This is a genomic window from Acinetobacter sp. KAM396, from assembly GCF_021602765.1.
GTDB lineage: Bacteria > Pseudomonadota > Gammaproteobacteria > Pseudomonadales > Moraxellaceae > Acinetobacter > Acinetobacter towneri_A.
On record NZ_BPPH01000016.1, the window covers coordinates 15,351 to 39,736 of the forward strand.

At 39.7% G+C, this 24,386-nt stretch carries 28 protein-coding genes; 14 read left to right on the top strand and 14 right to left on the bottom strand.

All coding sequences use genetic code 11. The features are described from left to right. The first annotated feature begins 21 nt into the window (after positions 1-21). Positions 22-1,503: an adenylate/guanylate cyclase domain-containing protein gene (locus L6C30_RS09290; RefSeq protein ID WP_070154512.1), complete on the top strand. Its 1,482-nt coding sequence runs from the start codon at positions 22-24 to the stop codon at positions 1,501-1,503. Positions 1,504-1,622: 119 nt separating this feature from the next. Here L6C30_RS09290 and fdx read toward each other — a convergent pair whose 3' ends face one another. From fdx to L6C30_RS09330, 8 genes are all read right to left on the bottom strand, one after another. After that, the gene (gene fdx, locus L6C30_RS09295) at positions 1,623-1,961 is read right to left on the bottom strand and encodes an ISC system 2Fe-2S type ferredoxin (protein ID WP_004976656.1); all 339 of its coding nucleotides are present in this window, start codon (positions 1,959-1,961) and stop codon (positions 1,623-1,625) included. Between the two features lie 15 nt (positions 1,962-1,976). Next, positions 1,977-3,836 carry a Fe-S protein assembly chaperone HscA gene (gene hscA / locus L6C30_RS09300; protein WP_236162942.1) on the bottom strand — a complete coding sequence of 620 codons (1,860 nt, stop codon included), beginning with the start codon at positions 3,834-3,836 and terminating at the stop codon, positions 1,977-1,979. A gap of 45 nt (positions 3,837-3,881) precedes the next feature. Then, the gene (gene hscB, locus L6C30_RS09305; protein ID WP_236095081.1) at positions 3,882-4,397 is read right to left on the bottom strand and encodes a Fe-S protein assembly co-chaperone HscB; all 516 of its coding nucleotides are present in this window, start codon (positions 4,395-4,397) and stop codon (positions 3,882-3,884) included. 100 nt (positions 4,398-4,497) lie between these two features. Continuing rightward, positions 4,498-4,818 (bottom strand): iron-sulfur cluster assembly protein IscA, encoded by a 321-nt coding sequence (gene iscA / locus L6C30_RS09310; RefSeq protein ID WP_004976650.1) that lies wholly within the window; start codon positions 4,816-4,818, stop codon positions 4,498-4,500. Positions 4,819-4,854: 36 nt separating this feature from the next. Further along, a complete protein-coding gene (gene iscU / locus L6C30_RS09315; RefSeq protein ID WP_004976649.1) occupies positions 4,855-5,241 on the bottom strand; it encodes a Fe-S cluster assembly scaffold IscU in 387 nt (128 codons plus the stop codon). A 104-nt stretch (positions 5,242-5,345) separates the two neighbouring features. Further along, the gene (locus L6C30_RS09320) at positions 5,346-6,563 is read right to left on the bottom strand and encodes an IscS subfamily cysteine desulfurase (RefSeq protein ID WP_207973565.1); all 1,218 of its coding nucleotides are present in this window, start codon (positions 6,561-6,563) and stop codon (positions 5,346-5,348) included. 1 nt (position 6,564) lies between these two features. Beyond that, the gene (locus L6C30_RS09325) at positions 6,565-7,038 is read right to left on the bottom strand and encodes an Rrf2 family transcriptional regulator (protein WP_004976645.1); all 474 of its coding nucleotides are present in this window, start codon (positions 7,036-7,038) and stop codon (positions 6,565-6,567) included. A gap of 123 nt (positions 7,039-7,161) precedes the next feature. Continuing rightward, the gene (locus L6C30_RS09330; RefSeq protein WP_236162941.1) at positions 7,162-7,809 is read right to left on the bottom strand and encodes a hypothetical protein; all 648 of its coding nucleotides are present in this window, start codon (positions 7,807-7,809) and stop codon (positions 7,162-7,164) included. 197 nt (positions 7,810-8,006) lie between these two features. Here L6C30_RS09330 and L6C30_RS09335 point away from each other — a divergent pair, with 197 nt between their 5' ends. From L6C30_RS09335 to L6C30_RS09345, 3 genes are all read left to right on the top strand, one after another. Further along, positions 8,007-8,483 carry a phasin family protein gene (locus L6C30_RS09335; protein ID WP_230244754.1) on the top strand — a complete coding sequence of 159 codons (477 nt, stop codon included), beginning with the start codon at positions 8,007-8,009 and terminating at the stop codon, positions 8,481-8,483. 214 nt (positions 8,484-8,697) lie between these two features. Further along, positions 8,698-8,970 carry an HU family DNA-binding protein gene (locus L6C30_RS09340; RefSeq protein WP_004976639.1) on the top strand — a complete coding sequence of 91 codons (273 nt, stop codon included), beginning with the start codon at positions 8,698-8,700 and terminating at the stop codon, positions 8,968-8,970. A 131-nt stretch (positions 8,971-9,101) separates the two neighbouring features. Then, complete coding sequence (locus L6C30_RS09345) at positions 9,102-10,973, top strand: SurA N-terminal domain-containing protein (protein WP_236162940.1); 1,872 nt, start codon at positions 9,102-9,104, stop codon at positions 10,971-10,973. A gap of 83 nt (positions 10,974-11,056) precedes the next feature. On the opposite strand, the gene L6C30_RS09350 is transcribed toward L6C30_RS09345, so the two are convergent. Continuing rightward, positions 11,057-11,929, bottom strand: a complete 873-nt coding sequence (locus L6C30_RS09350) for a DUF2797 domain-containing protein (RefSeq protein ID WP_236162939.1) — start codon at positions 11,927-11,929, stop codon at positions 11,057-11,059. A 34-nt stretch (positions 11,930-11,963) separates the two neighbouring features. Here L6C30_RS09350 and L6C30_RS09355 point away from each other — a divergent pair, with 34 nt between their 5' ends. Together L6C30_RS09355 and L6C30_RS09360 are read left to right on the top strand one after the other, a co-directional pair. Then, positions 11,964-12,458: a DUF6231 family protein gene (locus L6C30_RS09355; RefSeq protein WP_179990812.1), complete on the top strand. Its 495-nt coding sequence runs from the start codon at positions 11,964-11,966 to the stop codon at positions 12,456-12,458. Positions 12,459-12,598: 140 nt separating this feature from the next. Further along, positions 12,599-13,201 carry a YidB family protein gene (locus tag L6C30_RS09360; RefSeq protein ID WP_236162938.1) on the top strand — a complete coding sequence of 201 codons (603 nt, stop codon included), beginning with the start codon at positions 12,599-12,601 and terminating at the stop codon, positions 13,199-13,201. A gap of 140 nt (positions 13,202-13,341) precedes the next feature. On the opposite strand, the gene L6C30_RS09365 is transcribed toward L6C30_RS09360, so the two are convergent. The 5 genes from L6C30_RS09365 to L6C30_RS09385 all read right to left on the bottom strand — a co-directional run bounded on the left by L6C30_RS09365 (position 13,342) and on the right by L6C30_RS09385 (position 17,614). After that, positions 13,342-14,475: a porin gene (locus L6C30_RS09365; RefSeq protein WP_236162937.1), complete on the bottom strand. Its 1,134-nt coding sequence runs from the start codon at positions 14,473-14,475 to the stop codon at positions 13,342-13,344. A gap of 356 nt (positions 14,476-14,831) precedes the next feature. After that, the gene (locus tag L6C30_RS09370) at positions 14,832-15,245 is read right to left on the bottom strand and encodes an HIT family protein (protein ID WP_236162936.1); all 414 of its coding nucleotides are present in this window, start codon (positions 15,243-15,245) and stop codon (positions 14,832-14,834) included. Between the two features lie 35 nt (positions 15,246-15,280). Next, positions 15,281-15,550 carry a YARHG domain-containing protein gene (locus L6C30_RS09375; RefSeq protein WP_168419056.1) on the bottom strand — a complete coding sequence of 90 codons (270 nt, stop codon included), beginning with the start codon at positions 15,548-15,550 and terminating at the stop codon, positions 15,281-15,283. An 83-nt stretch (positions 15,551-15,633) separates the two neighbouring features. After that, positions 15,634-16,506 (bottom strand): NAD(P)-dependent oxidoreductase, encoded by an 873-nt coding sequence (locus tag L6C30_RS09380; RefSeq protein ID WP_168419057.1) that lies wholly within the window; start codon positions 16,504-16,506, stop codon positions 15,634-15,636. Positions 16,507-16,519: 13 nt separating this feature from the next. Beyond that, positions 16,520-17,614: an alpha/beta fold hydrolase gene (locus L6C30_RS09385; RefSeq protein ID WP_236162935.1), complete on the bottom strand. Its 1,095-nt coding sequence runs from the start codon at positions 17,612-17,614 to the stop codon at positions 16,520-16,522. A gap of 151 nt (positions 17,615-17,765) precedes the next feature. Here L6C30_RS09385 and L6C30_RS09390 point away from each other — a divergent pair, with 151 nt between their 5' ends. From L6C30_RS09390 to L6C30_RS09425, 8 genes are all read left to right on the top strand, one after another. After that, a complete protein-coding gene (locus L6C30_RS09390; protein ID WP_236162934.1) occupies positions 17,766-18,953 on the top strand; it encodes an O-succinylhomoserine sulfhydrylase in 1,188 nt (395 codons plus the stop codon). Between the two features lie 32 nt (positions 18,954-18,985). Next, complete coding sequence (locus L6C30_RS09395; RefSeq protein WP_026438215.1) at positions 18,986-19,315, top strand: YbaB/EbfC family nucleoid-associated protein; 330 nt, start codon at positions 18,986-18,988, stop codon at positions 19,313-19,315. 10 nt (positions 19,316-19,325) lie between these two features. Next, a complete protein-coding gene (recR, locus tag L6C30_RS09400) occupies positions 19,326-19,922 on the top strand; it encodes a recombination mediator RecR (protein WP_236162933.1) in 597 nt (198 codons plus the stop codon). 258 nt (positions 19,923-20,180) lie between these two features. Then, positions 20,181-21,323, top strand: a complete 1,143-nt coding sequence (locus tag L6C30_RS09405; protein ID WP_236162932.1) for an HRDC domain-containing protein — start codon at positions 20,181-20,183, stop codon at positions 21,321-21,323. Positions 21,324-21,491: 168 nt separating this feature from the next. Then, on the top strand, positions 21,492-21,800 hold the full coding sequence (locus L6C30_RS09410; protein ID WP_019837912.1) for a YcgL domain-containing protein: 309 nt from the start codon (positions 21,492-21,494) through the stop codon (positions 21,798-21,800). A 21-nt stretch (positions 21,801-21,821) separates the two neighbouring features. After that, complete coding sequence (locus L6C30_RS09415; RefSeq protein ID WP_236162931.1) at positions 21,822-22,205, top strand: hypothetical protein; 384 nt, start codon at positions 21,822-21,824, stop codon at positions 22,203-22,205. Between the two features lie 22 nt (positions 22,206-22,227). Beyond that, entirely contained in the window at positions 22,228-23,079 is an 852-nt protein-coding gene (locus L6C30_RS09420; RefSeq protein WP_236162930.1) for a MoxR family ATPase, read from the top strand. A 14-nt stretch (positions 23,080-23,093) separates the two neighbouring features. Beyond that, positions 23,094-24,281 (top strand): VWA domain-containing protein, encoded by a 1,188-nt coding sequence (locus L6C30_RS09425; RefSeq protein ID WP_236162929.1) that lies wholly within the window; start codon positions 23,094-23,096, stop codon positions 24,279-24,281. Positions 24,282-24,386: the final 105 nt, after the last annotated feature.

Here is a 24,386-nt window from a genome sequence, read left to right on the forward strand (position 1 = left end):
TCGAATTAGGCCGCGTTATTCATGTACAATTGGATGAAAAGAGATCCTCAACAATTCGAATTTCTACATCGATTAGTCGGGTATGCAAGTTTATCCCTAATGATGGTGGTCTATCACTACACCTACGCCGATACCAATTATCAAATTTATCTTCCATTTTTTCTCACTTTTTTATTACTGATTATTCCTAAATTTTCCCGTTGGCTGCAATATAAATATAGTCGTCAAGTTAAGCGTAATATCCTGTTTATTATTGATACTGTAGTGGTTGCGGCATGTTTGTCTGCGGTACAACTGAATTTGGTACTTACTTTTGCTGCTTTATTTGCCCTGTTATATACCGCGATTTATATTAAAGTTTCTTCTTTTTGGGTGGCATTCGCTTCCTTATTGGGTGTCACAGTTTTTTATTTTTGTAATATTTTTATTTTTGGTTTTAACGAATATTTTCAACAAAGCAGTAGTGAGCTTACGATTTTAGCTTTTTTATGTATGATTTTTTATTTTGGAATGGGCAGTGCGTATCAAGCACGTCGTATTCGCTATACTATGGCAAAAAAAGATCATTACTATAGGCAAATGAATCGATATATAGAATTTGCCAATCAACTAAGTCGCTATGCACCTTTACAATTATGGCAATCCATTATGAAGGGCGAGTCGGAAGCGAAAATCGAATATAAACGAAAAAAATTGACAATTTTCTTTTCAGATATTCAAGGCTTTACTGAGCTTTCTGAAACACTGATTCCAGATGATTTAGCATTCTTACTCAATGATTATTTAAGCCACATGACCGAAATTGCCAAACAATATGAAGCGACGGTAGATAAATTCATGGGTGATGCGATTCTGATTTTCTTTGGCGATCCAAATTCGCAAGGCGTTGAGCAAGATGCTAAAACTTGTGTAGACATGGCAATCGCAATGCGTCAGCAAATGAAATTGTTACGCGAGCGTTGGGTCAAAATGGGTTATCCACCTTTACATATTCGTATGGGTATCAGTACAGGATATTGCCACGTTGGGAACTACGGTGCAGCACATCGTATGGCATATACCATTGTTGGACGTGATGCTAACTTAGCCGCACGTTTACAAAGTGCTGCAGAAGTCGATGAAATTTTACTTTCAGATGATACTTATAAACTGATTAAAAATGATTATTTGTGTGCGCCAAAAGCACCGATCTTTTTAAAGGGGATTCAAGGCCCTGTAAAAACTTGGCAAGTGATGGAAAAATATGCGGCCAGCAAGTCGGATTATCAGCGTTGGTTTGACTACGAGTATAAAGGCTTCCATTTGTTGCTAAATTTGGATGAAGTGCAGAATTTTGAATATCCTGAACTCATTACCGTATTAGAAAAAATGATTAAAAGAATTCAAACCCAGCAAAAATTGACCAACTCACAGGGGATTGTAAAACTCAATCTTGAGGATGAAGTTATTGAACATGCACCTGTTCAAGAAATTGCCAAAACGCATATTCCTGAAAAACACTAAAATTTCTTATCAGACTGATTTAGTTTAACTTTTAAATCCTCAAGCTTTTTAAAGCTGAAGTTGTGCAATAAAAAAACTGCGTAGTAACGCAGTTTTTTAGATTTAGAATCATTTTCTGATTAATGATTTTCTGAAGCATGGTTAATGGTGTACTTTGGAATTTCAACTTCCAAGTCTTCATTGACCACTTTCACCTGACAAGATAAGCGTGAATCAGGCTCTAAGCCCCAAGCACGGTCTAATAAATCTGCTTCCACGTCATCCATTTCTTCTAGGCTGTCAAAGCCTTTACGAACCACAACGTGACAGGTCGTGCATGCACAAGACATATCACAAGCATGTTCAATTTTAATGCCATTTTCAAGTAAGCTTTCGCATAAGTTGGCATTTTGTTCGACTTCAAACTCAGCACCTTCTGGGCAGAATTGCGCATGTGGAAGTACTTTAATACGTGGCATAATCTTTACCTTAAATTAGTTTGAGTTTGACCAGTCATCGAGTTTAGTGCCTTTGAGTGCTGCATCAATATGTTGATTCATGCGAAGCGCAGCAAAAGCATCACTGTGTATTTTAAGCTGTTCAACAGCATGTTCAATGGCTTTAATGTCTTGCCCAGTCAACTCGGCTTCTAACTGCGCTTTGGCATTATTTAAAGCTTGCAACTGTTCTGAGCTTAAAAGTTGTGCATCCACCTTTAAGGCTTGTTGTAAAGCTTCAAGTTCACGTTGTGCTTCAACTTTGGTTTCATGCAAATGGCGCAATAGCTTGTCTTCTTCTGCATATTTGAAACCATCTAGCAGCAAACGCTCGGTATCTGCTTCAGATAAACCATAAGATGGCTTGATATCGATATTCGCAGTTACACCAGAGGTGGTTTCTTTGGCTGAAACACTAAGTAAGCCATCTGCATCGACTTGAAAGGTAACTTCGATACGCGCCTGACCCGCAGTCATTGGTGGAATACCATGCAGCACAAAACGACCTAAGCTACGGCAATGTTCTACCAAATCACGTTCACCTTGTACCACATGAATGAGCATGGCAGTTTGACCGTCTTGATAAGTGGTAAATTCTTGGCGACGTGCTACAGGAATTGCAGTATTGCGTGAAATTAAACGTTCCACCAAACCGCCCATGGTTTCTAAACCTAAAGACAGTGGGGTAACATCTAAGAGTAATGAACCATCTTTACTGTTACCAATCAGTTGATTGGCGGTAATTGACGCGCCAATTGCAACCACTTCGTCTGGGTTAATCGTGCATAATGGTTCTTGATTAAACACTTCACGTACAGCTTTTTGTACAGCATAAGAACGTGTTGAACCACCGACTAAAACCACATTTTGAATGTCGTCTAGTTCAAGTTTGGCATCGCGCAATACGCGTTTGCAAACACTAATGGTTTTATCCAAAGCAACTTGAATAATACTTTCAAAGTTTGCACGGTCTAATTGCAGCGTATGTTCTAACAGTTTTAATTCAACATTTTCTGCATTGCTGAGCGCTTCTTTAGCTTTACGTGCAGACACAATAAAGTGTGCATATTCTGCATCATCCAAGCTTTCAATATTCAGCTGTTTTTTTGCCCATTTTACAATCAGACGATCTAAGTCGTCACCACCTAAAGCAGTGTGACCGCCTGTAGCTAAAACTTCAAAAACACCCTGAGAGAAACGTAAAATAGAAACGTCAAAAGTACCACCGCCCAAGTCGTAAATCACATAGTTACGGTCTTGTGCTAAGTTGGTGTCTTGATCTAAACCGTAAGCTACAGCAGCTGCAGTTGGTTCGTTCAATAAGCGCAATACGTTTAAACCTGCAAGTTCGGCAGCATCACGTGTAGCTTGACGTTGCGCTTCATCAAAATATGCAGGTACAGTAATCACGGCACCATTTACAGGGTTTTGTAAGCTGGCTTCTGCACGGTCTTTGAGTTGTTTAAGCAATTCTGCAGAAATTTCAACAGGCGTTTTACGTCCTTGAGCTGTTTCAAACGCAGGCATTTGATTGTTTTCACCCACTAACGTATATGGATGTTGAAATTTGATGTCAGCTTTAGAACGACCCATAAAACGCTTGACTGAAACAATGGTGTTTTTAGGATCTGTAGTGATAAATGGCACAGCAGCATTGCCATAATGTGTATTTTGCGCTGCATAATGGACGATAGAAGGCAGTAGCACGCGACCTTGCTCATCATGCAAGACTTTAGCTTTACCAGAAAGAACTGTGGCAACCAATGAATGAGTGGTGCCTAAGTCAATGCCAATCGCAATGCGATGTTCATGCGGTGCACTTGATTGACCTGGTTCTGCAATTTGCAAGAGCGCCATTATGTAAAATCCTTTGCCCGTTAAATATTAAAATACAAACTAAAATTAAAAATCATCGTCTAAATCAAAACTGTCATCATCAAGAAAACGATCTTCAGCTTTGTCTAGGTCAGCCATAACTTTCATGAAAAAGCGTAATTTACGCACAGTGTCACGCGCTTCTGCCCAATCTTCTTCGGCATAGTCAATTTTAAATTCACGGACTAAACCATCAACCCATTGTTGTACTTCAATTTTTAAAGACTTTAAGTCTTCGGCACAACTAGCATCATCCAATTGCTCACGAATTTCCAAGGCGTCTTGTAAAAATTCAAAATCATGGATGGATTGATCGAGATGATAATCTTGCTTTTTCAATGAGAGCAAATATGCAGCACGACTATCTACCGCAGAAAGTTGTTTAAATGCCTGATTAATTTCACTAGATTTAATCAATGCCTCATCTTTGTCTTCGGCTTTGTCGGGGTGATATTGCTGCTGTAGCTTTAAAAATTCAGCTTTTAAAGTAGCGAAATCAATATCGAGTGCAACAGGAAGATTAAACAACTCAAAATGATTCATGGGAGATGGAATCCGCGATTAGTGTGCAAAATTGACTGCATAAATGCAATTAAAACAGTGTATTGTACACTGTTTTAAGCAAAAAAGAGGGAAGTGGCGGTTATACCGTGAACGATTCACCGCAGCCACATTCACCTTTTTTATTGGGGTTGTTAAACTCAAAACCTTCGTTTAAACCATTTTTGACATAGTCCATTTCCATGCCATCTAGGTAAACTAGGCTTTTTGGATCAACGAAAACTTTAACACCAAACTGTTCAAACATTTGGTCGTGCGTATCGACTTCATCTACAAATTCGAGTACATAAGCCAAACCAGAACAGCCTGAAGTTTTCACACCAACGCGAATACCTTGACCCTTACCGCGATTCTTTAAATAATTGCTGATATGAGTTGCAGCATTTTCAGTTAAATTGATCATGAAAACTCCGTTTGTTTTTCCATAAAACTTAATAAATTAAGCTTTGGTCTTTTTGCTGCGATAGTCTTCTACAGCAGCTTTAATTGCATCTTCTGCCAATACAGAGCAGTGTACTTTCACTGGTGGAAGGGCAAGTTCAGTTGCAATATCAATGTTCTTGATCGCTTGTGCTTCATCTAAAGTTTTTCCTTTAAGCCACTCAGTAACCAAAGAACTTGAAGCAATGGCAGAACCACAGCCATAAGTTTTGAAACGTGCTTCTTCAATCACGCCTTCGTCATTGACTTGAATTTGCAGACGCATTACATCGCCACATGCAGGTGCGCCCACCATACCTGTACCAACGTTTTCAGCATTTTTGTCTAAAACGCCAACATTACGAGGGTTTTCGTAATGATCAATTACTTTATCGCTATAAGCCATGTCGCTTCTCCAAACCTCGGGGTCAGCCTTAATATAAATATGGGGGTGAAATTACCTTTATCAATCTAATGGCTTCCTGTCAAAGCCATTAGATTTGGGATGAATTAGTGTTCAGTCCATTCTACTTTAGAAAGGTCAATCCCTTCTTTATACATATCCCAAAGCGGTGAAAGTTCACGTAACTTTTCAACTGCTGCTTTAGTCACAGTTAGGACATGATCAATATCTTCTTCAGTGGTGTATTTACCAAAACTGAAACGAATTGAGCTGTGTGCAAGTTCGTCTGAAAGACCTAATGCACGTAATACATAAGATGGTTCTAAGGTTGCTGAAGTACACGCAGAACCTGAAGATACTGCAGCATCTTTAAGAGACATCATTAAAGATTCACCTTCAACAAAGTTGAAGCTCACGTTTAAATAGTTGGCAACGTTTAGCGTTGGGTGACCATTTAGGAATACTTGTTCCATTGTGTTCAAGCCATTCCAAAGTTTGTCACGCAATACACGTAAACGGGCTTGTTCAGAAGCCAAGTTTTTGCCTGCAAGTTCAAATGCTTCGCCCATGCCTACAATTTGGTGTGTTGCAAGCGTGCCTGAACGCATGCCACGCTCATGACCACCACCGTGCATTTGTGCTTTTAAGCGTACACGTGGGCTACGGCGTACAAATAGCGCACCAATCCCTTTAGGGCCATAGATTTTGTGTGCAGAGAAGCTCATTAAATCTACTTTTAGGGTAGATAAATCAATTTCAACTTTACCTGCAGCTTGCGCAGCATCGACGTGGAAGAAGACTTTTTTTGCACGGGTGATTTCACCAATTGCAGCGACATCGGTAATCGTACCAATTTCGTTATTCACCATCATCAATGATACTAAAATGGTGTCTGGACGAATTGCTGCTTCAACCATTTCAGGGGTAATTAAACCTGTTTGTGGTTGTGGCTCTAAGTAGGTGATTTCAAAACCTTCAGATTCAAGCTCACGGCAGGTATCTAAAATGGCTTTGTGTTCAATTTTAGAGGTAATAATGTGTTTGCCTTTAGACGCATAGAATTGCGCTACGCCTTTTAGTGCAAGGTTATCTGATTCTGTTGCACCAGAAGTCCACACGATTTCACGTGGGTCTGCTTTGATCAAGTTCGCAACTTGTTCACGTGCATATTCAACTTTTTCTTCTGCTTGCCAGCCATAAGCGTGCGAACGAGAAGCGGCATTACCGAAAGTCCCATCAAAAGTCAGGCACTCCATCATGCGTTCTGCAACTTGAGGATCTACAGGAGTGGTTGCTGCGTAGTCAAGATAAATTGGACGTTTCATGTCAAATACCTGTAACCGATAAAAGAGCTGAATCAAACGGTGCTGTGTTCTGGCGAATGGCAACAGTTTGTACGTTGTCACGCGCAACTAAGTCAGCAAGTGAGATTTTAGCGAGATAGTCGGCAATATGATGGGAGAGTTCCTGCCATAAATCGTGAGTCAAACACATTGCACCATTTTGACAGTTGCCTTTATGGTCGCAACGGGTTGCATCAACAGTTTCGTTTACGGCTTCAATAATTTCTAGCACAGTGATTTCATTTGCACTACGTGCTAAATGGTAACCACCGTTAGCACCGCGAACACTAGACACTAAGCCGTGGCGCTTAAGTTTTGCGAATAACTGCTCAAGATAAGCAACAGAAATAGTTTGACGTGCTGCAATTTCAGCAAGCGTGATCGTTTGTTCAGTTGGCTGCAAAGCTAAATCAAGTAGAGCAGTCACTGCGTAGCGACCGCGAGTTGTTAAGCGCATGATTCGATACACATGATTAGACTAGATATGGATATTGTAAGAATCCCGAGTAAATTAGTCAAGTATTTTATTATGATATCGTGCGCGAGGATTTGCGCTGTTTTTATTGATATTTTAATGCGTTTAAACGATCCATAAATTATACACTAATAACGTAATTAATAATACTGTTATTACTCCAAAGGCGATGTTAATGCGCTTTTGACGGCGTTCAATGCGACGAATACGGTTTTTATGCTGTTTAAGCTCAACTTGTAAGGTGTTGATCTTAGAGCGTTGCTCATCAATTTTGTCTAAAAGTGGAGCAATGCGCTTTTTAGAACCGATCACTTCTTGTTCTTGAGGTGCTTCTTTTAGCCATTGTTTCCAGTCAGCCAAAACTTTGGGTGCACTAAAATGCAAAATTAGATCACGAAACTCATCTTTAAGAGTAATGTCGCCATCTATACGCATGTGTTTAATACTGCGACGATTACCTAAAATAAAGATTTTGAATAAATCCATGAGTGTGGTGCGCACATCCAAATCGACAGCTTGTTCAGGTGCTTTGCTGTCAAATAAGATGCCGTTTGGATTGAATTCGACGTAAATGTCGAAATAAGGAATATAGCTATTAATTTTAATAATGATTTTCTGGTCGATAAACTTTTTAGCCTGCAAAGCGACCACACGATCATGTTTTAGAATAAAGCTAAAAATTGTTTCCAGCACAATCATGAGCATGGTCAGCAACAAATGTGGATTATTTTGTCTTTGTTGCGAATCACTCATAAAATCAAGTCCCTAAATTTAAAGTTGAATTCCTTGGTTTGCACTTCGTAGTGAATACATCTTTTAAGAAGCACAGCGAATAATCTTGCTTTGTAGAACAGTTTAGCAAAACGATCAAGTATTTAATTTGCTATTATGAAGGCATTTTGTAGGTTTATTTCATTTATGTGCGCATAAAATAAGCAGGAGAGAGGTTCATGGAAAAAACGACAGATAGCGTGGAAGAGCATTTGGTTGAACCGGAAACTACATTGAAAAATAAAGATAAATTACGCTCAGGACGTAAATCATCACTCGATTTTCGTAAATATACCAAGCAAATTTGGCTGGCAGGTTTAGGTGCATTTTCACGCGCAGAAGAAGAAGGCAATAAGTTGTTTGACTCTCTGGTCAAAGTGGGTGAGGAATTAGAATCCAAAACTACAGAAATAGCCGATCAAACTGTTGAAAAGGTGTCAGAAAAAGCCAAGGAATCGGTGATAGACACCAAAGATAAGGTCGAGCGTCTTATTGACCATAGTGTAAATCATTCTTTAAATAGAATTGGCTTAGTAACAGCAAAAGATCTTCAACATTTAGAGCATTTAGTATTACAATTACATGCCAAAGTTGATGCCTTGATTGAAGAAAATAAACAATTAAAAGAAGATGTTGCAAAAAGTAAACGTGTCTAGCCTAGATTTAGAAACATGCAGATGTGGATGAGAGGCGGGTTTTAGACTAATTGTCAATAGTATCTTATGCTCCATCGTTTTTTACCATTTATTTTGCATAAAAGCGTACAGGGAGTATTGCTTTTACCCTCAAAGCATTGCTATAAAGGCGTTACGGTAATTTAAATTAAATCTCTGGACCTTAAATAAACGATATTAAGAGGACGTAATCTTCATGAATAAATCAGAATTAATCGATGCAATTGCAGAGAAAGGGGGGTTGTCTAAGACTGATGCAGGTAAGGCCTTAGACGCAACAATTGCTTCTATTACTGAAGCGCTTAAAGCGGGTGATACTGTAACCCTCGTTGGTTTTGGTACATTTAATGTGAAAGAGCGTGCTGCTCGCACAGGTCGTAACCCACAAACAGGTGCTACACTTGAAATTAAAGCAAGCAAAGTACCAAGCTTTAAAGCGGGTAAAGGTTTAAAAGATTCAGTAGCATAATCTTTTAAAATGCCAATAAAGCGCGCCAATTGGCGCGTTTTTTAATAATAATGTCAATTAAGAGCTTCAACGCATTCATTCGTTGAGGGTTTTCAGTTAAAATCTCGCACAAATAAAATATTGGAATACTTATGGAATCTTTTCGTAAAGTTATTAAGGGTTGGTTGGGCAAAGTTTTGCTCGTTTTATTCTTGACCCCTTTAGCACTTGTAGGTATTGAAGGATATTTTAGTGGAGGTCAGTCTGAAGACACTGTACAAACGGTCAATGGTCAGCAAATTTCAAAACAAGAACTAGATAATTTGACCAATTCGTTGAAAGAACAATATTTGGCTTATACCAATGGTGATGAAACACTATTGAATCTAAATTATATTCAAAACAAAGCTAAAGATACTTTGGTTGCACGTACCTTGTTATTACAACAAGCAGAGAAATTAGGGATTTCTTTGAGCGATGCACAAATTGAACAAATGATTGCACAACAACCGAATTTCCAACAAGATGGCAAGTTTTCTGAAAGCTTGTATGCCAACTATCTGCAATCTGTAGGCATGACCAATCAGGCGCTTGTGGCAAGTTTACGTCAAGACCATGCGTTAAAAATGCTCAGTGCTAGCTTTACCGATTATGCTTTAGTTAGCCCATCTGATATTCAGCAAATTGCCAACTTACAAACCCAGCAACGTACTTTGCATTTATCTAGCATCAAGTTAGATGGCTACAAGAAAAACATCATCACTAATGCGCAAGAAATTGCAGCCTATTACGAACAGCATGCGAATGACTTTAAACAGGTAGCCAGTGTTGATGTCGATTTTATTGTGGTGACTCCAGCGAATATTGCACCTGCAAATGCGACTGTCACTGAAGCAGAGTTACAACAGGCGTATCAAAAGTTTGTCGAAACTCAAAAAGGTGCTGCTGTACCTACAGTGAAACATATTTTAATCACCACGGATGCACGTGATGATGCCGCAGCAAAAAAACTTGCAGAGCAAGCGGTTGCTGAAATTAAGCAAGGTACAAGATTTGCTGCAGCTGCGCAAAAGTATTCGGACGATCCTGAGTCTAAAGCCAAAGGTGGTGTGGTTGCAGGTTATGAAATAGGTGTATTTGGTGATGCTTTTGATAAAGCCGTGGGTAGCTTAAAATCAGGAGAAGTATCACAGCCTATCAAAACTCAATATGGTTATCACGTAATTCAAACAGAAGGTGCTACGGTTCAGGTGCCTGCGTTTGAAACTCAAAAAGCACGTTTAACGGCGGAATTGCAAAAAACCAAAACTGAAAATGCGTATACCGATACCATCAACAGCTTAAATGAATTGGTGGTGAGTAGTGATGCTTTAGATGTGGTAGCGGAAGAAGTGAAAACAGCCAAAGTCGAATCTATCACTGGTTTAACTTTAGCGTCACAGCATCCTGTTTTAAGTCAGCCAACTGTCAAAGTTAAATTGTTTAATGATGATGTGAAAAATGGCGACCGTAACGCATCTAGCAATATTACTTTAGCGAATGGTGATGTGGTATGGGTTAAAGTGCGTAATTACCATGCTGCAGGTGTGCAAACTTTGGAAGAGGCAACACCACGCGTAAAAGCTAAATTGATTGAGAAAAAAGCCTTTGATGCAGCCAAAAAAGATATTCAAGCCACATTGGATGCCTTTAAAACTCAGCCTGCAGCGACCGTTTTGGCCAAAAACCAAATCCGTTTTGAAAATGCAGGCACATTCACCCGTGCAGATGGTTTGTTAAAGCGCGAAATTGAACGTGCTGCTTTTAGTGTACTTGCACCTAAGCAAGGCATGTGGTCAGTGACTACAGCATCTTTACCAAATGAATTGGTGGTGGTGGCTGTTTCAAATGTAAACGATACCACATCAAATGCATTAACTGCTGAGCAACTAAAAGAGTTAGCAAAGTTATATCAACAATTGCGTGCTCAGCAAGAGCTAGATGACTATACGCAATATTTGAAATCGAAAGCGAAAATCAAATAAGTACTGAACATCTACAAAAAAACCAGCAAATTTGCTGGTTTTTTTGTGCATCTAATAAAGATTAGGCCAAGCATCTGAAAGACTTATTCAGAGCGAATTTTTAGCTCATAACCTGTGTATTTACGAATGTTGATGACACCTGTATCCAAGATTAAATATTGCCCTTTAATTCCTTGCAGTTTGCCGCGAATGATTGGGGTTTTATCTAAGTTATGTGATTTAATTTTCTCAGGATACTGCTTTACAGGGTACACAAATTCACGCGGAAGTTCCTGATCTAAAAGTTCTACCGTTTCGTCGAATTCAAGATTCAGACTAAACTCATCACGAATGGTCTGAATTTTAGGTGCAAATTCTTCAATCAGTTGTTCTCTCACTTCAATTAAATTTAGCGGCTCTGCTTGGCCTTTGAGTAATTTGCGCCAGTCGGTTTTATCTGCGACCTGTGTGCCAAACATGACTTCTAATTGCCCTGATAAACGGCGTGAGCCAACTTTCATAATTGGCAAGGCTTGAGTTGCACCCTGATCTAACCAACGTGTTGGCATTTGACCTAAACGGGTGATTCCCACTTTTAAGGCACTTGAATTGGCTAAATATACGATGTGCGGTTGAAAGCAAACTTCTTGAGCAAAACTATCTTCACGACAGGTACCTAAATGATAGTGACAAGTTTCAGGCTTCATAATGCACATATCACAAGATGCTTTGGTTTTAAAACACTTAAAGCAATGTCCTTGCGAATAGGATTTTGGGGTTTTTACGCCACAAGAAACACAATAAATCTTGCTAGTCCATTCCAGTTCAAGTTCTTGCCCAAGCTGAAAAGGCAGATCAATTTCTGAACGGTCTAGAATAAATTTATATTCAACATTTGCCTTGTGTACCTGTTCATCAGTTACACTATGGTCCTTAAGACCTGCGTGCATTTTATGGCAAATGCCTTGTAGTTCCATAAGAATACTCTCTCAAAAATGAAGGAATGCAGTGATGGCTGAAATGCGTTTAATTCAAGCATTGATTGATGATTTGTCTCAACAACAGCCAATTTCGACTGCATTGTGTATAGGGCAAAATATTGAAGCAAGCCCGAAGCATAACAATCAAGCGGCTGATGAGCAGCCAACTATCCAATGGCAGTATTTTAGCGCATTGGCATTTTTAAATCTGCCTTTTACCCAACGTTTTGATTTGGCAGTTATATTTTTGGATGCTTCAGATTTTGCTTTGCAGACGCCGCAACACACCTCGCAAATTTTGGTGAAGCTACGTGACTTATTTGCAAAGCGTATTGTGGTGGTTGCTACGCGTCAAGATGAGCAATTGCTTAGAGCGCTTGGTTTTACGCAATTGATTGAACATCGCTTTGAGGAACATCATTTATGCTTATGGCAATTTAATATTTTGACTTATAAGCACGTGCCTGATTGGTTTAACTCTAAGTTTTGGGCCAACCCTGAAAATTGGGATAAATTCCGTTGGTAAGTGCTGGATTAAACTAACAAAAACTTAATAATGTTAAATGCTTAACATAAATTTAGGATATTGCAAAATTTAACAATTTCAAGCGCGAAATTCAGTCAAAACTTCGTATGCTGTCATAAGGGCATATTGAGGAACATAAAATGACCAATTTAAGCAATATTGTTGAAATTTTAGCAAAGCAGGCATTGGGCGCGAATCAGCAATCTAATCAATCTCAAGGTGGATTGGGCGGTATTTTAGGCTCGGTTTTGGGGCAACTTGGTGCTAATAACCAACAATCTGCACAAGGGGGCTTGGGTGGTATTTTGGGTTCTGTATTAGGTCAGTTGGGTGGGCAACAACAGCGTTCTGCTGCAGGTGCTTCAGGTGCACAAAGTTTATTGATTGCAGTCTTGCCTTTAGTATTGGCATGGATTCAAAAACAGGGTGGGTTGCAAGGCGCTTTAGATAAACTAAAAGGACAAGGCTTAACCAGTCAGGTGGAGGATTGGGTGTCTACAGGCCCAGGTGAAAATGCGCATGTAGGTGCTGAACAAGTTCAAAGTTTATTTGATGATGCCGATGTAGAGCAGGTTGCACAGCAAACTCAGGCGCCAAAGCAAGATATTTATAATGCGATTTCTGCAGTATTGCCACAAATTATTGATTCATTGACACCACAAGGTGAGCAAACGAGTAAGCAAGAAGCCAATGACGATATTCAGCAAGTGATGAATTTAGTGTCTGGGTTTTTAAAACGTTAATATTGAAAAATTCAGCTTGGTAAAACTGACTCGAATAAACAAAGCCAGCACATTTGCTGGCTTTGTTTTATTTGGTTTTTTAGGCATGCATTAAAAAAACACGCCGAAGCGTGTTTTTATGTTTTAAGTGTGGTTTAGACTTAGAAGTCGTAACGGAAACCTAAAGAAAGACCTAAGGCATCTTCGTCAGCCACACCAGCAACGCTGTTAGAGCGACCTTGTGACCATGGTGTTAGGTTAGATTTAGTGTCATTAAGCATTGTTGCAAGATTAGCATATACGCGCACTGCCTTGTCTAAACGGTGCTCAACACCTACTGCTACTAATGTTGCGTTTGCATCATCAGCATCTACGTCACGGTGGAAGACTTGACCACGTACATAAGTTTTCGGTGCAACTTTATAGTCAGCCGCTACACCAAATACTTGCACATCTGGGTTTGCAGTATCATTGTCATGTGTTAAATACTGGTATAAAGCACCTAAGTTAAATTCAGGTGTGATTTTATAAGCAGCTGCAACACGGAAGCCATCACGTTCACCGCGGCTTGCTTCTTCTTCATAGTGCTCATAAGCTGCTGCAAAGTCTACGTTACCTTCTTTATAAGTTAAAGCTAAGTCGTAAGCTTTATCATTACGATCAGCTTTAGTATTTGTTGTTGTAGTGCCTGGAACAACAACTGTAACTGGACCGTCTACAGTATCAATGACTGTAGTTTTTTGTGAGGTTGTAGATGTGAAACCAGCACTATTACCTTCATGTAAAGAAAGTGCAGCTAGAACATTAAAACCGCCACCAAATTTAGGTGATTTATATTCAATTGAGTTAGCATTACGCTCATCAAAACGTAAGTTACCAGCACGAGTTACGTTACGGATATCACCAACTTGGTCACCAAAGAAGTTGACTGGACCACGTGCAGCTTTAAATGGGCTGTCAAAACGACCTACACGCGCTTGACCGAAGTCACCTTTTAAACCTACAAAAGTATCACGAGTAGCAAACTCTAAATCATCATTTGCAGAACCGCTAGCAAAGTTAATTTCTTGTTCAATTTGACCAAAAACAGTCATGCCATTTTCTAATTTTTGTTCAGCTTTGAAGCCTAAACGTGATGAGTTAGAAGAAAGACCAACTTCGTTGTAGTCTTTTCCATCATCAAGATAGTCTAAAGATACGTGTGCACGACCATAAACTTTAACATCAGCAGCCATAGCTAGTGCTGGTGTAAATAAGGTTGCCCCAACTGCTAATGCGCAAAGCGTTTTTTTCATGTGTAGCTCCAATACAGACTATTGTTTTTTAGTCCTAAACATTGTTCAGAAGTAGGGTTGATCTACCGCTGCTCTCTATTGGTGCTAAGTATTCCTTACAAATGCGACAGTAATATTAAGGAAATATTTCAAAATTATTAAAAAAGAACAAATTAGATCAAAAACTTACCTTTAATCGCAAATTTTAAGTGAACAGGTTTTTTAAATTTAGAAAAAATTTATGAAATGAATAACTTAATTGCAAGGGGAGTGACATATTATTGTCATCAATGCTGTGGTTAATCGGGAAATTAAACATGATCCGAAAAAAATGGAGCGAGTGCTCCATTCATTTTTACTACAGTTTTGGAAATATTTTAAAGCGCTGCTTTTATTTTTTCGGCCTGTGCTAGGATTTTTTCCTGATCGCCCATTTGTGCAGCATGCTTTCCAAGTTCGTGAACTGAAGTTGGAATTAAATGGAAATGAACATGCGGTACAGTTTGTCCAGCACTTGTACCAGACAGCTGCATGAGCACAATACCATCCACACCTAAGCCTTTTTCAATGGCTTTAGCAATTTTTTGCACAATCTGGATGGTATATGCTGCAGCTTCGGCAGGTAGGTCCAATAATGTGACTGCAGGTGTTTTAGGAATAACCAAGGTGTGACCATCGGCTTGAGGCATGATGTCCATAAACGCAAGCACGTGCTCATCTTCATACACTTTTATTGCAGGAAGCTCACCACGTAAAATTCTTGCAAAAATATTTTGATCATCGTAAGCCATAATAATTCCTTCAATTCAGCTTATTTTCAAAACTGTTATTTACAGTTCAATTCTTTTTGACGTGCTTTAATTGCATCAAGGCGTTGTTGTTCTTTTTCAGAGAACTTCGGCTTAGTTGTATAGCAATTGTCATTACCAAAACGTGCTTTAGCTTCAGGGTCTTTAAAGCAGAAACCTTTAGATGCATAAATAACATCGTGATCATTTTTTAATTTTTGACATTCTTGCTCAGAAGCAAAAGCAGTTGAATTTGCCCCGATAAAAGTTGCAAGGCTTGCAAATACGGCAATGCTAAACTTTTTCATAAGAGTTTCCTCTGTGGTTTGTAGGGTGACGAAGCACTTATATACATTATTGGGTTTATGGCTGCGTATTCAATGGCGAGTTCTTACTCTAAGGTAATATTACTCCATAATTCATACATTTTCACGGCAGTGGAAAAATCACTGTCTTTTTCGGCAGTTAAATTTGCGGCTTGAATCAGACTTTGAGTTAATGCCAGTACTGGTGCAGGTAAGGCTGCCTCACGGACTAAATCCAGTGCAATCCCAGTATCTTTGGCAAGTAAAGGCAGGGCAAAGGTATTTGGGAAAGCGCGATTTAATACTCGCTGCGGTAAAATCATTTCTGTTACGGCACTTTTGCCACTTGAGGCATTAATGCATTGCAGAGCCTGATTTAAATTTACACCATGTGCTTTTAGGGTAGTAAAACCTTCAGCAGCAGCACATAGGCTGACAGCCATTAGCATATTATTCACTGCTTTAACTGCAAAACCTGCACCTGGCTCGCCAACGTGCTGAATCACTTTACCAAAAGCCTGAATTGCAGGGAGCGCTTTTTCAAAGGCTGCTGCTTTACCACCAATCATGACCGTTAAGGTGGCATTTTCTGCACCAATGGTTTGGCCACTTACAGGTGCATCTAAGAAATCGACGTTTTGGGCTTCAAGCTGTTGTACTAGTTTTTTGGCGCTTTCAGGTACGCCACTGGTGCAATCGACCCAAACTGAACCTGCTTTAAGTTGGACTTGTGCAATCAGGTTTTCAACTTCGGTACTGGTAGGCAAGCAAGAAAAAATAATATCAGCCTGTACCGCTTGGGCCAATTCAACCGCTTGAGTGCCATATTCTGCAGCATGTTGCTCGGCTTTGGCAAAGTTACGATTCCAAACATAGACCGTGTCAAAATGTTTGGGTAAATGTGCTGCCATGCGGTAGCCCATTGCGCCTAAGCCAATAAATGCAACAGATTGAATCATGTTCGTGCTCTCTTTATGCGATTTTGCTGGATCGTTGTTCTAACCATGTGGTCAGTTTAGGCCAGAATTCATTAGCACTTTTTTGACTGGACATTAAACCCAAATGTCCACCTGGAATGAGAGTAAACGTGACATCGCTACTACTTGTCAATTCACATAAAGGTTGAGCAGCTTCGGCTGTGACAATTTGATCGCTATCACCTGCACCAACCAAAAGTGAACAATTAATATTTTCAAGCTTAATGGTATGTTGATTCAGTTGAATAGCGCCTTGTTTGAGCGGATTTTGCAGCCACACATTTAACATCATGTCTTGATTAATCCCACCAGGATAATCAATCATATTATTTAAAAAATTGGCTAAAGTGGCATTTTCATGCAAGGTTTGTAAGTCGTGCAGATTCGAGAGCATCTGTTTATTGCTTTCAAGCCATGCTCTAGGGTCCAAAATCTTAAAACCAATCGCATTGATTAAACCTGGTGTATGAATAAAATGCTTGGGAATTTTTCCTGAATAAAAGGCATGTTGTAATTTAGGGTATTTAGAAATCAGCTTATTGGTCGATTGAAAGAGTTTACCAATCCGCCCAGAAGCATAACTATCTACAGGACTACCCAAAACCATCAAGTTTTTAATATGTGCGGATTGTTGGTCTGCGGTATAAAGCATGGCAAAAACACCCGCCATACTCCAACCATGCAGTGAAATTTGTTTGACTTTGGCGTGTTGTAAAATGAGTCGAATACAATTGGGGATTGCATCTTGAATAAAAGCCAAAAAATTTAAATCACAATGTTGATAGGTTAATTGTCCCCAATCAACCAAATACACATCAAAACCGCTATGCTGAAAATGTTTCACTAATGAGCGATAAGGGTATAAATCATAAATTGACATGGTAATAGCTAAGGGCGCAATAAAAACTAGTGGCTCTTTATATTGCTTATCTGGCGAAGCGTAATAGCGAATCTGCGCATATTTATAACGTGCCACGATGTCGTATGGCGAGGTTTGTGAAAGCACTAAATCACGACTTTTAAACAGACGAATACTCAGGTTTTTTAGCTTTTTTATGTATGGATTAAATTTACGTTGTAGCTGATTCATAAAGTATTCCATCACACACGGCGCCGATTTGAATGAAGTCTAAACGATATTTATACATTTTACCTTGACCTTAAATGCGCTTGACGCTCAAAATGTTGGCAATTATTCAACAAACAGGTCTTAGGACTAAGTTTAGGGCTGAGCAGTAAAGATGAGTCAACACGACGACATTGAATATCAACTAGATACTTTGGCAATTCGTACCGGACACAACCGTACAATTGAAGGCGAACACAGTGAGCCGATTTTTCTGACTTCATCATTTGTTTGTGAAAATGCTGCCGATGCAGCTGCAAAATTCTCTGGTGAAATTGAAGGCAACACCTACTCACGTTATACCAACCCAACCGTACAGGCTTTTGAAAAACGCTTAGCAGTATTAGACGGTGCGGAACGTGCAGTTGCGACCAGTTCGGGTATGGCGGCTGTTCATGCCATTACTTTGGCTTATCTTAAAGCGGGTGATCATGTGGTCTGTTCACGCGCTGTATTTGGCTCGATCATTTCACTGTTTGAAAAATATGTGATGAAGTTTGGTGTCGATGTCACTTTTGTTGATTTGGAAGATTTAGAAAGCTGGAAACAAGCCATTCGTCCTAACACACGTCTTTTATTTATTGAAACGCCATCGAATCCATTGGCACAAGTGGGCGATTTACAAGCTATTGCCGATATTGCCCATGCAAATAATGCATTATTTGCAGTCGATAACACTTTCTGCACTCCAGTTTTACAACAACCGATTAAATTTGGTGCAGACCTGATTATCTACTCATCGACCAAATATATTGATGGGCAGGGACGTGCTTTAGGCGGCGCTGTGGTAGGTAAAAACAAATTGGTTGAAGAAATCAACGGTGTGATTCGTACTTTGGGTAACTCATTAAGTCCATTTAACGCATGGATTTTCTTAAAAGGCTTAGAAACTTTAAGCCTGCGGATGAAAGCACATTGCGCCAGTGCACAAAAACTTGCCGAGTGGCTAGATGCACATCCAAAAGTTGAAAAAGTGTATTATGCAGGCTTGCCGCATCACACAGGGCACGAGTTAGCGAAAAAGCAACAGTCTGGCTTTGGTGGTGTTGTATCGTTTGTGGTGAAAGGTGAGCGTCAAGGCGCGTGGACCGTGATTGACAACACGCGCTTCCTGTCTATCACCAGTAACTTAGGGGATGTAAAGTCAACCATTACCCATCCTGCAACAACATCTCATGGCAGAATGACCGCAGAAGCTAAACAAGCAGCAGGCATCAGTGAAGGTTTAATTCGTATTTCTGTTGGCTTGGAAGATATTGATGATATTATTCGCGACATCGAGCGCGGTTTAGACCTCATTTAAAACTAAATAGATCAATTGTTCGGAGATTTTTTATGAACATTAATATGTTGATGCAGCAAGCGCAGCGTATGCAAAAAGAAGTGGAAAACAACATTAAAAAAGCCAAAGAAGAACTTGCGCAAACTGAAGTGCATGCAGAAGCGGGTGGTGGTTTAGTGAAAGTGACCATGACTTGCCGTAATGTGGTAAAACGCATTGAAATTAATCCTGAATTATTGCAAGACGATGCAGACATGATTGAAGATTTGATTGCCGCTGCAATGAATGATGCCGCTCGTCAAGCCGAAGAGATTTCTGAAGAAAAAATGAAGTCTGCGAATTCAGGTATGGGCTTGCCACCGGGCTTGGCAGGTTTATTCTAAGGAACGGCGTATGTTTAGTGATCGTTTTGATCAACTGGTACAAGCGCTACGCATTTTGCCAAGTGTTGGGCCAAAATCGGCTCAACGCATGGCATTGCACCTGATTATGAAGAATAGAGAAGGTGCAGTCGGTTTGGCTCATGCTTTGAACGAAGCCACAAGTTATATTCATGAATGTTCAATTTGTCACTCATTAACGGAAGATGAAGTCTGTAATATTTGCGCCTCACATGACCGTGATGCACACTTACTTTGCGTGGTGGAATCTCCAGCCGATGTCATGGCAATTGAGCAAAGTGGAAGTTTCCGTGGTAAATACCATGTTTTAGGTGGGCACTTATCACCTTTAGATGGCATTGGGCCTGATGAAATTGGTATTCCATATTTGGTTCAGCGTTTAAGCAATGGCAACATTACTGAAGTCATTTTGGCGACCAATGCCACTGTAGAAGGTCAGGCGACAGCACATTATTTGGTCGAAGCGACCAAACATTTGCCTGTACAAATGACTCGTATTGCACAAGGTGTGCCTCAAGGGGGCGAACTTGAATATGTCGATAGTCATACTTTAAGTCAGGCGGTGCTTAATCGGATGCGAATGAAATAAGCATTTAGGTGCTTATTTCCTATGATTTATGTGAGTATTATGTTGATGGCCATCTAATCAATCATTCATAGAAAGTATGACCTGCATTCAAAGGCAATAAAAATCAAATTAAGATAAAAAACGATAAAAAATTTAATTTTTCATGTTATCGACATCACAAATAAGATAAGCAATCAAAATACTGGACATATTTTTATAGCTAATTACTATTTAATGTTTAAAATGAAGCCCTAGCGAATCCTGTTTTACCTGCTCACTATGTTCCAATTTATTCATCAACAAAAAGACTTTGAAAATGTCTTGGCATTAATGAGCCAAAACAGCATTTACGGTTTAGACACCGAGTTTATTAAGGTTGATACTTTATGGCCAAAATTAGGTGTATTCCAAATTAATGTTAATGATCAGGTCTATTTGTTAGATGGCACTTCTTTAAATTTAAGTGCATTTTGGGAAAAACTGTTTCAAGCGCAGCAAAATATTTTTCATGCCTGCGGCGAAGATATTGATTTAATTTATCATTATTCGCAGAAAAAAAACTTAAATAACGTGTTTGATACCCAAGTAGGGATGTCATTTTTAGGACATGGTTTACAAGTTAGTTATCAAAATGCTTTAAAAACCATGCTCAATGTCGATATTGATAAAGGGCAAACCCGCTCAGACTGGCTTGCACGTCCTTTGTCCGATGAGCAGTTAAATTATGCTGCCAATGACGTGCTGTATTTAATGCAATTGGCAGATAAGGTACAAACAGACTTAAAACAACATTATTTACTGGATTTTGCACATGAAGATTGCCGCAATTTAACTCAGGAAATTGGTGAAGAAACACCGTTAGAGTTGTTATATCAGGATGTGGGCAATTATCGTCATTCACGCCGTCAACTCATGCAATTACAACAGTTAGCTGTTTGGCGTGAGCAAATGGTGAAAGCCTTAAACCAACCACGCAGTTTTATTTTACGCAATTCTACCATGTTGGATTTAGTCGAAAAAAATCCTAAAAATAAGTTCCAGCTCAGCAACATTAAAGATTTACGCCCGCATATTGTGCGTGAGCATGGCAAAACCATTTTGGATTTAATCAAATACCTGCCTGATCAATCTCAATGGCCGCTGCGTTTGGCACGGCCAATCCGCCATTCCTCTAAAGATGTCAGTGACAATATGGAGCGGGTGATTCAGTCTGCGGTTCAGGAAACTCAAATTCCCAAAGAAGTGTTGTTGCGTAAAAAGTGGCTGAATGCTTTGTATCAGCATGTGGTATTTCATAACGATGAACAAGACTTGCCAAATTACTTGTTGGGTTGGCGTTATGAATTGCTGACTAAGCCATTAATTGACGTGTTGCATGCCGATCGGTCTTATTTGTCAGGTCAGATGAGAGTTGCTGAATAACCTAGACTGATCTTCGTTTAAATACAGCAGTTTTTCACATCAAAATGGATGAATTTTCACGTCATTCTTTGTTTGAGAATAAACATAGACCAATGCGTTAATAATGGTTAATGTATCTCGGTTTTTTTTGTTGTATCCTTTGCCTGAGTTTTTAGAGTTTTGTTGTTTATGCACTGTTCAATTTATAAGTCGAGCAAAAAAGATGAGATGTATTTATACATCGCCCGTCCTGAGCAAACTGAAGATCAAGCAGAAGCGTTTGACCCACTTGAAGTATTACCTGAGCCAATGCGAGTTGCATTTGGTCGTGCGACATTTGTAATGGATTTGGAATTATCTGAAAGCCGCAAGTTGGCACGTGTGAATGTTTTGCACGTTATAGATTCTATTCAAACACGTGGTTTCTTTATTCAAGTACCGCCAGAAGGTTTAATTAATCCAAACGCTGTGGAACCAGAAGGCTTACGCGGTGCATAACCTTTGTTCAGGAGTTGAGAAATGAATAGCGTGATGACTGGATTGGATTCAATTCCTGAAACTGCAATTGCTGTTTCTATTTACTTATTGGGAAGTGCCATTATTTTGTGGTGTTGGTATGAAATTGCCAAACGCTTGCCAAACCCATTAGGTGGTATCACTTGGATTGTGCTGTTTGCAATTTTACTTACCCCCACAGTATCTGAAGGTAGCAATGCAGCACTTGCCCCAGCCATCTTTGGACTTCTTTTTGGTGTTTTAACCAAAGAAATGCCATTGGTTTGGTCTAATTTATCTGCCATTTTATTTGTGATCGGTCTTGGCTTGTTGGTCGGCTATTTCTGGTCAAGATACCGTCTTAAACAAACGACTTATACAGCCAACAAAAACACCTCACCACTGTAACTAAAACAATTAAGGTAAAATCATGTCTGTTGATACGCAACAATTTTCAGGTACAGATCAGTACATTGCGACTGATAGTTTAAAACTTGCGGTGAAAGCCGCACGTGCTTTGCAAAAACCACTTTTGGTGAAAGGTGAGCCAGGTACAGGTAAAACCTTATTGGCTGAGCAAGTTGCTAAAAGTTTGGGTTTAAAGTTGATTACATGGCACATTAAATCGACCACCAAAGCGCAGCAAGGTTTATATGAATATGATGCAGTGTCGCGTTTGCGTGACAGCCAACTGGGCGATGACCGTGTGTATGACGTTAAAAACTATATTAAACCTGGAAAATTGTGGGAAGCATTTACTAGCTCAGAGCGCTGTGTGTTGTTGATTGATGAGATTGACAAGGCAGATATTGAATTCCCAAATGACCTGCTGCATGAACTTGATAAAATGTCGTTTTATGTTTATGAAACAGGCGAAACCATTACCGCAACACAACGTCCAATCGTGATCATCACTTCTAATAATGAAAAAGAACTGCCAGACGCTTTTTTACGTCGCTGTTTCTTCCATTATATTGATTTCCCAGATGAAGCGACCATGCGCGATATTATCGATGTGCATTTCCCTAATATTTCAAGCAGCTTGGTTTCAGAAGCTTTACAAGTTTTCTTTAAATTACGCCAAGTTCCCGGCTTAAAAAAACCACCATCTACGTCTGAACTCATTGATTGGTTAAGCCTATTGATGGCAGATGACATGCCTGAAGATATTTTGCGTCATAGTGATAAAAGCAAAGCCATTCCGCCTTTATACGGCGCATTAATCAAAAATGAACAAGATGTGCAATTGCTTGAGCGTTTAGCCTTTATGTCGCGCCGTTAAGGGAGGACAACGCCATGTTTGTGCGCTTGTTTTATACCTTGCGACGCTACGGTGTACCTGTCACCACACGTGAATTGATCGACTTAAATCAGGCAGTGGCATCGGGTTTGGTTTTTGCAGACCAAGATGAATTCTATCAACTTGTTAAAACTGTCATGGTTAAAGATGAGCGTTTTTTTGACAAGTTTGACCGTGCCATGAAAGACTATTTTGATGGCATTTCTACTTTCGATTTAGATGATTTACTCCAGCAAGTCCATCAATTGCCCAAAGATTGGTTTAACTTAGAACTGCTAGAAAAAAATCTCACGCCAGAACAACGCGAAGAGCTCAAAAAAGCAGGTTCATTAGAAGAATTGATGAAAATGCTGGAAGAACGTTTACGCGAACAGCATAAAAAACATCAGGGCGGCAACCGTATGATTGGTACGGGTGGCACATCACCGTTTGGTGCTTTTGGGGATCATCCCGAAGGTGTCCGCATTGGTGGGCCCGGACGTAAGCGTTCTGCTGTGAAAGTCTGGGAGCAGCGTCAGTATCGGAATTTAGACGATGAACAGATTTTAGGTACGCGACAAATGCAATTGGCACTGCGTCGTTTGCGTAAATTTGCCCGTCAAGGCGCAGCCGAAGAACTAGATATTGATGGCACTATCCGCGAAACTGCCAAACAGGGTATTTTAGATGTGCAATTGGTGCCAGAACGTCGTAATCGCGTCAAAGTGTTGATGTTGTTTGACGTGGGTGGCTCGATGGATGCGCACATCGCCCAATGTGAAAAACTGTTTAGTGCGGCCAAAACTGAGTTTAAAACCCTCGAATATTTTTATTTCCACAACTGTTTATACGACTATGTTTGGAAAGACAATTTACGCCGTAGCAGTACTCGCATGAATACGTGGGATTTATTTAATACCTATGGACGCGACTATCGAGTAATTGTGGTGGGTGATGCCAGTATGGCACCTTATGAGCTAAATTCGATTGGTGGTTCGGTGGAATATATGAATGATGAAGCAGGGCAAGTTTGGCTACAACGTCTGCGTCAGCATTTTGAAAAAACCGCATGGCTGAATCCTGAACAGGAAGGCTATTGGCATTACACACATACCATTGGATTAATTCGACAAATTTTTGAAAATCATATGTACCCAATGACTTTAAAAGGCATTGAAGATATGACGAAATATTTGGCGCGATAAGCGCCATTTTTTTTCATTAACTATTATCTATATCAGTCAAAATTTTGCGTGCATATTGATGAAATACTAATACGATAAGCAACGTGAATTTCAATTTGAGGGGAT